Origin of the sequence: Pseudomonas sp. URMO17WK12:I7 (assembly GCF_003269045.1) — a bacterium.
GTDB classification, from domain to species: Bacteria; Pseudomonadota; Gammaproteobacteria; order Pseudomonadales; family Pseudomonadaceae; genus Aquipseudomonas; species Aquipseudomonas putida_J.
The window spans coordinates 46,157-57,586 of sequence record NZ_QLTL01000003.1; the positions used below are offsets into that span (position 1 = coordinate 46,157).

The window sequence follows — 11,430 nt, forward strand, 5'->3', positions numbered from 1 at the left end:
AAAGGAGTGACACCATGCTGGTGATGCGCCCCGCGCAAATGGCTGATCTGAACGAAGTGCAGCGCATGGCTGCCGACAGCCCCGTTGGTGTCACCTCGCTGCCGGACGATGCCGCCCGCCTGGGCGACAAGATTGCCGCGTCGGAAACCTCCTTCGCTGCTGAAGTCAGCTTCAACGGTGAAGAGAGCTACTTCTTCGTGCTCGAAGACAGCGACACCGGCAAGCTCGCCGGCTGCTCGGCCATCGTTGCTTCGGCCGGCTACTCCGAGCCGTTCTACAGCTTTCGCAACGAGACCTTCGTGCACGCCTCGCGCGAGCTGAAGATCCACAACAAGATCCATGTCTTGTCGCTGTGCCACGACCTCACCGGCAATAGCCTGCTGACCAGTTTCTATGTGTTGCCGGAACTGGTGAACAGTGGTTGGGCGGAGCTCAACTCCCGAGGTCGCCTGCTGTTCATGGCTTCGCACCCCGAGCGCTTCGCCGATTCGGTGGTCACCGAAATCGTCGGCTACAGCGACGAGCAGGGCGAGTCGCCGTTCTGGGACGCCATCGGCCGCAACTTCTTCGACCTCAACTACGCCCATGCCGAGCGCCTGTGCGGCCTGAAGAGCCGCACCTTCCTCGCCGAACTGATGCCGCATTACCCGATCTATGTGCCGCTGCTGCCCGATGAGGCCCAGGAAGCCATGGGCCAGGTGCACCCGCGGGCCCAGATCACCTTCGATATCCTTATGCGCGAAGGCTTCGAGACCGAGCACTACATCGACATCTTCGACGGCGGGCCGACCCTGCACGCGCGTGCCTCGGGCATCCGCTCGATCGCCCAGAGCCGCGTGGTGCCGGTCAAGGTGGACGATACCCCGGTCAAGGGCGGGCGCCCGTACCTGGTGTGCAACGGCCAGTTGCAGGACTACCGCGCGGTGTTGCTGGAGCTGGACTGGGTGCCGGGCAAGCCGGTCAGCCTGAGCAGCAAGGCGGCCGAGGCTCTGGGTGTAGGCGAAGGCGCCAGCGTGCGCCTGGTTGCCGCCTGAGCGCCGGCGCGCAAACCGGAACAGCAGGCAGGTATAGAGAGTCATGCGGCAGGCACAGGCCGCCGCACAAGGAGATAGCATGATCGTTCGTCCTGTACGCAGCAGCGATTTACCCGCGCTGATCGAGTTGGCCCGCAGTACCGGTACCACCGGGCTGACCACCCTGCCAGCCAACGAGGAGCGCCTTGGCCACCGTGTTGGCTGGGCCGAGAAGAGCTTCCGTGGCGAAGCCGAGCGTGGCGACACCGATTACCTGTTCGTGCTTGAGAACGATGAAGGGCTGGTGGTCGGCATCAGTGCCATCGCCGGGGCCGTGGGCCTGCGCGAGCCCTGGTACAACTACCGGGTCGGCCTGACGGTCAGCGCCTCCCAGGAGCTGAAGATCTACCGCGAAATCCCCACGCTGTTCCTGGCCAACGACCTGACCGGCAATTCCGAACTGTGCTCGCTGTTCCTGCGAAGCGACTATCGCTCCGGGCTCAACGGCCGCTTGCTGTCGCGTGCGCGCATGCTGTTCATTGCCGAATTCCCTGAACTGTTCGGTAACAAGATCATCGCTGAAATGCGGGGCATGTCCGATGAGCAGGGCCGTTCGCCGTTCTGGGAAAGCCTGGGCCGGCACTTCTTCAGGATGGAGTTCAGCCAGGCCGACTACCTCACTGGCGTGGGCAACAAGTCGTTCATCGCCGAGCTGATGCCCAAGTTTCCGCTTTACACCTGCTTCCTGTCCGAAGCTGCGCGCAGTGTCATCGGCCGCGTACACACCGACACCGAGCCTGCGCTGGCGATGCTCAAGCAGGAAGGCTTCAGCTACCAGGGCTACGTCGATATCTTCGACGCCGGCCCGGCCATCGAATGCGAGACCTCTAAGATCCGCGCCGTGCGCGACAGCGAGACCCTGGTGCTGGCCGTGGGCACGCCAGGCGATGACGCTACCCCTTACATCATCCACAACCGCAAGCGCGACGACTGCCGCATCACTGCTGCGCCCGCGCGCCTGGCCGCCGGCACCCTGGTGGTCGACCCGCAGACCGCCAAGCGTCTGCGCATGGGCGCCGGCGACAATGTGCGCGCCGTGCCGCTGTCGGCAAGCCGGGAGGCCCAGTAAATGACTACGCATTACATCGCAGGCAACTGGCTGGCGGGCAAGGGCGAAGCCCTGCAGTCGCTCAATCCGGTGACTCAGGCGGTTGTCTGGCAAGGGCAGGGCGCCGATGCCGGCCAGGTCGACTCAGCCGTCAAGGCTGCCCGCCAGGCATTCCCGGCCTGGGCGCAACTGAGCCTGGAAGCGCGTATCGACGTGCTGGAGAAGTTCGCCGAGCAATTGAAGCAACATGCCGAGGCGCTGGCGCACTGCATCGGTGAGGAAACCGGCAAGCCGTTGTGGGAATCGGCCACGGAAGTGACCAGCATGGTCAACAAGGTGGCGATTTCGGTGCAGAGCTACCGCGAGCGCACTGGCGAGAAGAGCGGCCCGCTGGCCGATGCCACGGCCGTGCTGCGGCACAAGCCCCATGGTGTGGTGGCGGTGTTCGGCCCGTACAACTTCCCCGGACATTTGCCCAATGGCCATATCGTCCCGGCGCTGCTGGCGGGTAACTGTGTGGTGTTCAAGCCTAGCGAGCTGACCCCCAAGGTCGCCGAGCTGACGGTCAATTGCTGGATCGCCGCGGGCCTGCCGGCCGGGGTGCTCAACCTGGTTCAGGGAGCACGTGAAACCGGTGTGGCACTGGCTGCCAACCCGGGTATCGACGGCCTGTTCTTCACGGGCTCCAGTCGCACCGGCAACCTGCTGCACCAACAGTTTGCCGGGCGCCCGGACAAGATCCTCGCCCTGGAAATGGGCGGCAACAACCCGTTGGTGGTGGATGAGGTCAAGGACCTCGACGCCGCGGTGTACACCATCATCCAGTCGGCGTTCATCTCTGCCGGCCAGCGCTGCACGTGCGCGCGCCGTCTGCTGGTGCCGCAGGGGGCCTGGGGCGATGCGCTGGTCGCCCGGCTGGTCGAAGTGTGCCAGGGCATTACCGTCGGTGCTTTCGATCAGCAGCCGGCTCCATTCATGGGCTCGGTGATCTCGTTGCAGGCGGCGCAGGCCCTGATCGCAGCCCAGGCCGAACTACTGGCCAAGGGCGCCGTGAAACTGTTGGCAATGACCCAGCCCCAGGCCGACGCCGCGCTGCTGACGCCTGGCATTCTCGATGTCACCGCCGTGGCCGAACGCCCGGACGAAGAGTTCTTCGGCCCGCTGCTGCAAGTGATCCGCTATGCCGATTTCGATGCTGCCATCGACGAGGCCAATAACACCCAGTACGGCCTGGCCGCCGGCCTGTTGTCCGATTCCCGTGCCCGCTACCAGTACTTCTGGCTGCGCAGCCGCGCCGGCATCGTCAACTGGAACAAGCAGCTGACCGGCGCCGCCAGCAGTGCGCCGTTCGGCGGTGTGGGCGCCAGTGGCAACCACCGTGCCAGCGCCTATTACGCAGCCGATTACTGCGCTTACCCCGTAGCTTCGCTGGAGACCGCCAGCCTTGCCTTGCCGGCGACCCTGACGCCGGGCGTCACCCTATAACAACAGGTCACGGAGCCTAGCCGATGAAATCCTATGAAGTGAATTTTGATGGCCTGGTGGGGCCTACCCACAACTACGGCGGCCTGTCCTACGGTAACGTGGCTTCGCAAAGCAACAGCCAGCAAGGCTCCAACCCGCGTGAAGCCGCGCGTCAGGGCCTGGCCAAGATGAAAGCGCTGGCCGACATGGGCTTCAAGCAGGGTGTGCTGGCGCCACAGGAGCGCCCCGACGTGGCCGCCCTGCGCCGCCTGGGCTTCAGCGGCAGCGATGCCGAGGTGATCCAGCGTGCCGCCAAGGAGGCCATGCCGTTGCTGGTCGCCAGTTGCTCGGCCTCGAGCATGTGGGTGGCCAATGCCGCCACTGTCAGCCCGAGTGCCGACACCGCAGATGGCCGCGTGCACTTCACGGCTGCCAACCTCAATTGCAAGTACCACCGCAGCATCGAGCACCCGACCACCAGCCGTGTGCTGGCGGCGATGTTCAACAACGAGAAACACTTTGCCCACCACGAAGCCCTGCCTGCCGTGGCACAGTTCGGCGACGAGGGCGCGGCCAACCACACGCGCTTCTGTCGTGACTATGGCGAGGCCGGGGTGGAGTTCTTCGTTTATGGCCGCAGCGCCTTCGACAGCCGCTACCCGGCGCCGCAGAAGTACCCGGCGCGGCAGACGCTGGAGGCTTCGCAGGCCGTGGCCAGGCTGCATGGGCTGAGCGATGATGGTGTGGTCTACGCTCAACAGAACCCTGCGGTAATCGACCAGGGCGTGTTCCACAACGATGTGATTTCGGTCGGTAACGGTGAAGTGCTGTTCTATCACGAGGACGCTTTCCTCGAGACCGACGCGGTGCTTGGCCAACTGCAGGCTAAACTGGCCAGCAAGGGTGGCAATTTCCAGGCCATCCGCGTGCCACGCGCGGCGGTAGCGGTAGAGGATGCAGTGCGTTCCTACCTGTTCAACAGTCAGCTGCTCAGCCGTGACGATGGTTCGATGCTGCTGGTGGTGCCGGAGGAGTGCCGCAACAACGAGCGGGTCTGGGCCTACCTCGGCCAACTGACTGCCCAGGGGGGCGCGGTGAAGGAGGTCAAGGTGTTCGACCTCAAGCAGAGCATGCAGAACGGCGGTGGCCCGGCTTGCCTGCGTTTGCGCGTGGCATTGAAGGAATCGGAACTGGCGGCGGTCAATCCAGGCGTTATCATGACCGCCCCGCTGTACGACACGCTGGTGCAGTGGGTCGACAAGCACTACCGCGATCGCCTTGGCGAAGCCGACCTTGCCGACCCGCAGCTGCTGCTGGAATGCCGTACCGCGCTGGATGAATTGACCCAGATCCTGAAGTTGGGCTCGGTGTACCCGTTCCAACGCCAACCTTGAAGAGAGAATTTGCAATGACCGACGCCCTGCGCCTGATCCTCGAAGATGTAGACGGCACCCAGCTGGAAACCTCCTGCACCCGTTTTGCCATTGTCTGGCAAGGCAAGGAAGTGTGGGTTCAGCAGGACGGCCGTGGCCAGCTGCTGATCGGCGTGGATGTCGAGGAAGGCGATGCTGAATACGCCAACCTGCTGCTGCGCCCGATGGCCACCAACCTGGTCAGCCTGCAGCTGGAAATGGAGCCGGCAGAGGTCGGCGAAGATGACGATCACGTCCATGGCCCCGACTGCGGCCACCACCACTAAGGAAGCGCCTATGCTCGCCCTTGGCAAATTGCTCGAGCTGACCCTGACCGATCACGAGCCGGCCGAGAAGACCCAAGTGACACCCAAGGGCGTGCGGTTGCGCTGGTTGGGGGAGGGCGCACTGGAGGTGCGCCCACCTGAAGGCGAGGATTGTGGGCTGGACCTGCTGCTGTCGGCCGGCATACACGGCAACGAGACGGCACCGATCGAGCTGCTCGAAAGGCTCCTGCATGGCGTTGCCAACGGCAAGGTCAAGCCGCGCGCGCGGATTCTGTTCCTGTTCGGCAACCCCGTGGCCATCCGCAAGGGCGAGCGCTTCGTCGAGCAGGATATCAACCGCCTGTTCAACGGCCGCCACGAGCTCTCCAGTGGTTTCGAGGCATTGCGTGCAGCCGAGCTGGAGCAGTTCGCCCGGGTGTTCTTCAGCAAGCCGGAACGCACCCGCCTGCATTACGACCTGCATACAGCCATCCGCGGTTCGAAAATCGAGCAGTTTGCCCTGTACCCTTATAAGGAGGGGCGCAAGCATTCCCGTCGCGAGCTGGCCCGCCTGGCGGCAGCCGGCATGGAGGCTGTGCTGCTGCAGAACAAGTCGTCGATCACCTTCAGTGCCTTCACCTACGAACAGCTGGATGCCGAGGCATTTACCCTGGAGCTCGGCAAGGCCCGGCCGTTCGGGCAGAACGAGCAGGTCAACCTCGACAGGCTCGAAGAGCGCCTGATTCGTATCATCGAGGATACCGAGCCCGAGATCGACGGCTCGCTGGACGGCCTGAAGCTGTTCAGCGTGGCGCGCGAGATCATCAAGCACAGTGACAGCTTCCACCTGCACCTGCCGGCGGACATCGAGAACTTCTCCGAGCTGAGCAAGGGTTACCTGCTGGCCGAGGACCTGGCAGAGATGCGCTGGGTGGTCGAGGAGGAGGGGGCGCGGATCATTTTCCCCAACCCCAGGGTCAAGAATGGCCTGCGTGCCGGGATCCTGATCGTGCCAGATTCGGGGCAGCGCCTGGGCTGACGTCAAAGCCGCCGTTGAAAACGGCGGCTGGTTTTCGGATCCGATTATTGATGAAAACCTTTTAATTCACCGCCTGTTCCATTTTCCCTTCCCTTGGGCGGTAATTGGCTTGCCAGTGGCGAAAGGCTGCATTTAGCATCCGCCCATGTCATTTTGTTTTGCAGGCGCCTTAAAAGCCGTCCAATCGACGCTTTCTATCGCATAAACACACTGCACCGAGATTGCAGGACCGATATAATGCGGCCCTTTGCCGTCGTTTCGTCGACGTGTTTGCCCCCAAGGGCCGCCGTTTCCGTGGAAGAACCTATGAAAAGCGCAGAAATCCGTGAAGCCTTCCTTCGCTTCTTCGAAGAGCAGGGCCATACCCGAGTCGCCTCCAGTTCGCTGATCCCGAACAACGACCCGACCCTGCTGTTCACCAACGCTGGCATGAACCAGTTCAAGGACTGCTTCCTCGGTGCCGAGAAGCGTGCCTACACCCGCGCAGTCAGCAGCCAGAAGTGCGTGCGTGCCGGTGGCAAGCACAACGACCTGGAAAACGTCGGCTATACCGCGCGTCACCACACCTTCTTCGAAATGCTGGGCAACTTCAGCTTCGGTGACTACTTCAAGCGCGACGCCATCACCTTCGCCTGGACCTTCCTGACGTCTGAGCAGTGGTTGAACCTGCCCAAGGAAAAGCTCTGGGTCACCGTCTACGCCTCTGACGACGAAGCCTACGACATCTGGACCAAGGAAGTCGGCGTGCCGGCCGAGCGCATGGTGCGCATCGGTGACAACAAAGGCGCCCCGTACGCCTCCGACAACTTCTGGACCATGGGCGACACCGGCCCGTGCGGCCCGTGCACCGAGATCTTCTACGACCACGGCGCCGACATCTGGGGCGGCCCACCCGGCTCGCCGGAAGAAGACGGCGACCGCTACATCGAGATCTGGAACAACGTCTTCATGCAGTTCAACCGCACTGCCGATGGCGTATTGCATCCGCTGCCAGCGCCGTCGGTCGATACCGGCATGGGCCTGGAGCGCATCAGTGCGGTCATGCAGCACGTGCACTCGAACTACGAGATCGATCTGTTCCAGAACCTGCTGTCTGCCGCGGCCAAGGCCATCGGTTGCAGCAACGACGGCCAGGCATCGCTGAAAGTGGTTGCCGACCACATCCGTTCCTGCGGCTTCCTGATTGCCGACGGCGTGCTGCCGTCCAACGAAGGCCGTGGCTACGTGCTGCGCCGCATCATTCGCCGCGCTTGCCGCCACGGCAACAAGCTGGGCGCCAAGGGCAGCTTCTTCTACCAGATCGTCGCTGCCCTGGCCGCCGAGATGGGCGAGGCCTTCCCAGAACTGAAGAACCAGCAAGCTCACATCGAGCGTGTGCTCAAGGCTGAAGAAGAACAGTTCGCCAAGACCCTGGAGCAGGGCCTGCGCATCCTCGAGCAGGACCTGGCGCAACTCAAGGGCGACGTGGTCCCGGGCGACGTGGTGTTCAAACTCTACGACACCTACGGCTTCCCGATGGACCTCACCGCCGACATCGCCCGTGAGCGCGAGCTGACCATCGACGAAGCCGGCTTCGAGCGTGAAATGGAAGCCCAGCGCGAGCGTGCCCGTTCCGCCAGCAGCTTCGGCATGGATTACAACAGCCTGGTCAAGGTCGACAGCGCCACCGAGTTCCTCGGTTATGACGCCACCGAAGGCCAGGGCAAGATCATCGCCCTGTACAAGGACGGCCAGTCCGTCGATCAGCTGGGTGAAGGCGAGCAGGGCGTCGTGGTCCTCGATCGCACGCCGTTCTACGCCGAATCCGGCGGCCAGGTCGGTGACAGCGGCTTCCTGCAGGCCGGCGCTGCACGCTTCGATGTGCGCGACACCACCAAGACCGGCGGTGCCTTCCTGCACCACGGCGTGGTCGCCAGCGGTGCACTGGTCATCGGCTCGCCAGTCGAGGCCAAGGTCGATGCCGACGTGCAGCACGCCACCTCGCTGAACCACTCGGCCACTCACCTGCTGCACGAAGCGCTGCGCCAGGTCCTGGGCGAGCACGTGCAGCAGAAGGGATCGCTGGTCGACAGCCAACGCCTGCGTTTCGACTTCAGCCACTTCGAAGCGGTAACGCCTGCGCAGATCAAGGCCCTGGAAGACATCGTCAACCGTGAAGTGCGCAAGAACACCCCGGTTGAAACCGAGCTGACCGATATCGAAACCGCCAAGGCCAAGGGTGCCATGGCCCTGTTTGGCGAGAAGTACGGTGATACCGTGCGCGTGCTGAGCATGGGCGGCGACTTCTCCGTCGAGCTGTGCGGTGGTATCCACGCCAAGCGCACCGGCGATATCAGCCTGTTCAAGATCATCAGCGAAGGCGGCGTGGCCTCGGGCGTACGCCGTATCGAAGCGGTTACCGGTGCCGCTGCACTGGCCTACCTGAATGCTGCCGAAGAGCAGGTCAAGGAAGCCGCGCAGTTGGTCAAAGGCAACCGTGACAACCTGATCGACAAGCTGTCGGCTGTGCTTGAGCGCAACCGTCAGCTGGAAAAGCAGCTCGAGCAGCTGCAGGCCAAGGCCGCCAGCGCCGCCGGGGACGATCTCTCCAATGCGGCCGTTGAGGTCAAGGGTGCCAAGGTGCTTGCCGCTCGCCTGGATGGGCAGGATGGCAAGGCCCTGCTGGCCCTGGTCGATCAGTTGAAGAACAAGCTCGGCCACGCAGTGATCCTGCTGGGCAGCGAGCATGAGGGCAAGGTCGTGCTGGTGGCCGGCGTGACCAAAGACCTCTCCAGCCAACTCAAGGCTGGTGACCTGATGAAACAAGCCGCTGCGGCAGTGGGTGGCAAGGGCGGTGGCCGTCCGGACATGGCCCAGGGTGGTGGCGTCGACGTCGCTGCACTGGACCAGGCCCTGGCGCTGGCCGTGCCGTTTGCAGAGCAGGGACTTTGAGATGAAGGGGCCGGCGGTCTAGTGGCCTGTACGGCTAATTCTTGTGCTCACATTCGAGTGCCAGGGTTTGCCGCGCAAGGCGCCGCGACGAGTCGTAGCTGGGCTACGGCGAGGAGTGGCAACGCTGCGAGGTGAATCCTGGTGCCGAATTTGAGTGCAAGAATTGGCCACACAGGCCACCCCGCCGGCTCCTTCATGTTGGATGGTTTTTTTGAGGCCCGGTATGGGCTGAGGCACCATTGAAATGGCGTTGATCGTACAGAAATTTGGCGGCACCTCTGTCGGTTCCATCGAGCGGATCGAGCAGGTAGCCGAAAAGGTCAAGAAACACCGTGAAGCGGGCGACGACCTGGTGGTTGTGCTGTCGGCCATGAGCGGTGAAACCAATCGCCTGATCGATCTGGCCAAGCAGATCACCGATCAGCCGGTTCCGCGTGAACTGGATGTGATCGTGTCGACCGGTGAGCAGGTCACCATTGCTCTGCTGACCATGGCCTTGATCAAGCGCGGTGTGCCAGCGGTGTCCTACACCGGCAACCAGGTGCGCATCCTCACCGACAGCGCGCACAACAAGGCGCGCATCCTGCAGATCGATGACCAGAAGATCCGTGCCGACCTCAAGGAAGGTCGCGTGGTCGTGGTGGCCGGTTTCCAGGGTGTCGACGAGCACGGCAGCATCACTACCCTCGGCCGTGGTGGCTCCGACACCACCGGCGTGGCCCTGGCGGCTGCGCTCAAGGCTGACGAGTGCCAGATCTACACCGACGTCGATGGCGTCTACACCACCGACCCGCGCGTCGTGCCGCAGGCCCGCCGCCTGGAGAAGATCACCTTTGAAGAGATGCTGGAAATGGCCAGCCTCGGTTCCAAGGTGCTGCAGATCCGCTCGGTGGAGTTCGCCGGCAAGTACAACGTTCCGCTGCGCGTGCTGCACAGCTTCAAGGAGGGTCCAGGTACCCTCATTACCATTGATGAAGAGGAATCCATGGAACAGCCGATCATTTCCGGTATCGCCTTCAACCGTGATGAGGCCAAGCTGACCATTCGTGGCGTGCCGGACACCCCGGGCGTTGCCTTCAAGATCCTCGGCCCGATCAGCGCTTCGAACATCGAAGTGGACATGATCGTGCAGAACGTTTCGCACGATAACACCACCGACTTCACCTTCACCGTGCATCGCAACGAGTACGAGAAGGCCTACAGCGTGCTGGAAAACACCGCACGTGAAATCGGTGCCCGTGAAGTGATCGGCGACACCAAGATCGCCAAGGTGTCGATCGTCGGCGTTGGCATGCGCTCCCACGCGGGCGTAGCCAGCCGCATGTTCGAAGCCCTGGCCAAGGAGAGCATCAACATCCAGATGATCTCCACGTCCGAAATCAAGGTCTCGGTGGTCATCGAAGAAAAGTACCTGGAGCTGGCCGTACGTGCGCTGCACACCGCGTTCGAGCTCGATGCTCCGGCCCGACAGGGCGAGTAACGCCTTGCCTGGAGGGCGCGGCTTAGCCGCGCCCTTCGCGTTTCTGGTCGCCACGCAGGCCCTGTCCTGCCGGCGGGGCGATCATCCAGGCCCTGTGCCGTGGCCCACGGCAAGGCCCTGACATCCCAAGACTGTAATCCCTGAATGTTTTGCGTAAGGAGAAAGCTATGTTGATTCTGACTCGTCGGTGCGCCGAGAGCCTGATCATTGGAGACGGCGAGATCACCGTGACGGTGCTCGGCGTCAAAGGCAACCAGGTGCGTATTGGCGTCAGCGCCCCGAAGGAAGTGGCTGTTCACCGCGAGGAAATCTACCTGCGGATCAAGAAGGAGAAGGATGAAGAGCCAAGCCTTTAATTTTTTTGAAGTTTTTTTCAAAAAAAGGGTTGCAAAGGTGAAAGAGGTTCTTTAATATTCGCCTCGTGTTGCGGTGAGGTGGCCGAGTGGCCGAAGGCGCTCCCCTGCTAAGGGAGTATACCTCATAAGGGTATCGGGGGTTCGAATCCCCCCTTCACCGCCATTATTTGCGTAGGGCGCTGTAAGCGGTAGGAACGCTAAGTCGTTGAAGTTAAACGAAAAAGTTCTTGCAAAAATGTTTCAGCGAACTATCATGCGCGGCAAGACACGGACTCATAGCTCAGCTGGATAGAGTACTCGGCTACGAACCGAGCGGTCGCAGGTTCGAATCCTGCTGAGTCCGCCACTTTTGAAGTGGCTT

Annotated in this window: 9 protein-coding genes and 2 tRNA genes; all 11 read left to right on the forward strand. The window is 62.6% G+C overall.

Going from position 1 to position 11,430, the window contains the following annotated elements; genetic code table 11:
- The first annotated feature begins 14 nt into the window (after nt 1-14).
- The 11 genes from aruF (at nt 15) to H040_RS04455 (ending at nt 11,415) form a co-directional block, all read left to right on the forward strand.
- Entirely contained in the window at nt 15-1,034 is a 1,020-nt protein-coding gene (gene aruF / locus H040_RS04405) for an arginine/ornithine succinyltransferase subunit alpha (RefSeq protein ID WP_027921093.1), read from the forward strand.
- A gap of 79 nt (nt 1,035-1,113) precedes the next feature.
- Nucleotides 1,114-2,142 (forward strand): arginine N-succinyltransferase, encoded by a 1,029-nt coding sequence (gene astA / locus H040_RS04410; protein ID WP_027921094.1) that lies wholly within the window; start codon nt 1,114-1,116, stop codon nt 2,140-2,142.
- Nucleotides 2,143-3,606, forward strand: a complete 1,464-nt coding sequence (gene astD, locus H040_RS04415; protein WP_027921095.1) for a succinylglutamate-semialdehyde dehydrogenase — start codon at nt 2,143-2,145, stop codon at nt 3,604-3,606. It abuts the gene before it with no gap.
- Nucleotides 3,607-3,629: 23 nt separating this feature from the next.
- The gene (gene astB, locus H040_RS04420; protein WP_027921096.1) at nt 3,630-4,979 is read left to right on the forward strand and encodes an N-succinylarginine dihydrolase; all 1,350 of its coding nucleotides are present in this window, start codon (nt 3,630-3,632) and stop codon (nt 4,977-4,979) included.
- 14 nt (nt 4,980-4,993) lie between these two features.
- Entirely contained in the window at nt 4,994-5,284 is a 291-nt protein-coding gene (locus H040_RS04425; protein WP_027921097.1) for a hypothetical protein, read from the forward strand.
- A gap of 10 nt (nt 5,285-5,294) precedes the next feature.
- Nucleotides 5,295-6,302 carry a succinylglutamate desuccinylase gene (astE, locus tag H040_RS04430; RefSeq protein ID WP_027921098.1) on the forward strand — a complete coding sequence of 336 codons (1,008 nt, stop codon included), beginning with the start codon at nt 5,295-5,297 and terminating at the stop codon, nt 6,300-6,302.
- A 306-nt stretch (nt 6,303-6,608) separates the two neighbouring features.
- On the forward strand, nt 6,609-9,233 hold the full coding sequence (alaS, locus tag H040_RS04435) for an alanine--tRNA ligase (protein ID WP_027921099.1): 2,625 nt from the start codon (nt 6,609-6,611) through the stop codon (nt 9,231-9,233).
- Between the two features lie 244 nt (nt 9,234-9,477).
- Nucleotides 9,478-10,713 (forward strand): aspartate kinase, encoded by a 1,236-nt coding sequence (locus H040_RS04440; RefSeq protein ID WP_027921100.1) that lies wholly within the window; start codon nt 9,478-9,480, stop codon nt 10,711-10,713.
- A gap of 167 nt (nt 10,714-10,880) precedes the next feature.
- Nucleotides 10,881-11,069 carry a carbon storage regulator CsrA gene (gene csrA / locus H040_RS04445; protein ID WP_003254503.1) on the forward strand — a complete coding sequence of 63 codons (189 nt, stop codon included), beginning with the start codon at nt 10,881-10,883 and terminating at the stop codon, nt 11,067-11,069.
- 72 nt (nt 11,070-11,141) lie between these two features.
- Nucleotides 11,142-11,232: transfer RNA gene (locus H040_RS04450), tRNA-Ser, on the forward strand.
- Between the two features lie 106 nt (nt 11,233-11,338).
- Nucleotides 11,339-11,415: transfer RNA gene (locus H040_RS04455), tRNA-Arg, on the forward strand.
- Nucleotides 11,416-11,430: the final 15 nt, after the last annotated feature.

Coding starts and splice junctions, on each gene's coding strand:
- aruF (WP_027921093.1), top strand. CDS start 15: ATGCTGGTGATGCGCCCCGCGCAAATGGCTGATCTGAACGAAGTGCAG.
- astA (WP_027921094.1), top strand. CDS start 1,114: ATGATCGTTCGTCCTGTACGCAGCAGCGATTTACCCGCGCTGATCGAG.
- astD (WP_027921095.1), top strand. CDS start 2,143: ATGACTACGCATTACATCGCAGGCAACTGGCTGGCGGGCAAGGGCGAA.
- astB (WP_027921096.1), top strand. CDS start 3,630: ATGAAATCCTATGAAGTGAATTTTGATGGCCTGGTGGGGCCTACCCAC.
- H040_RS04425 (WP_027921097.1), top strand. CDS start 4,994: ATGACCGACGCCCTGCGCCTGATCCTCGAAGATGTAGACGGCACCCAG.
- astE (WP_027921098.1), top strand. CDS start 5,295: ATGCTCGCCCTTGGCAAATTGCTCGAGCTGACCCTGACCGATCACGAG.
- alaS (WP_027921099.1), top strand. CDS start 6,609: ATGAAAAGCGCAGAAATCCGTGAAGCCTTCCTTCGCTTCTTCGAAGAG.
- H040_RS04440 (WP_027921100.1), top strand. CDS start 9,478: ATGGCGTTGATCGTACAGAAATTTGGCGGCACCTCTGTCGGTTCCATC.
- csrA (WP_003254503.1), top strand. CDS start 10,881: ATGTTGATTCTGACTCGTCGGTGCGCCGAGAGCCTGATCATTGGAGAC.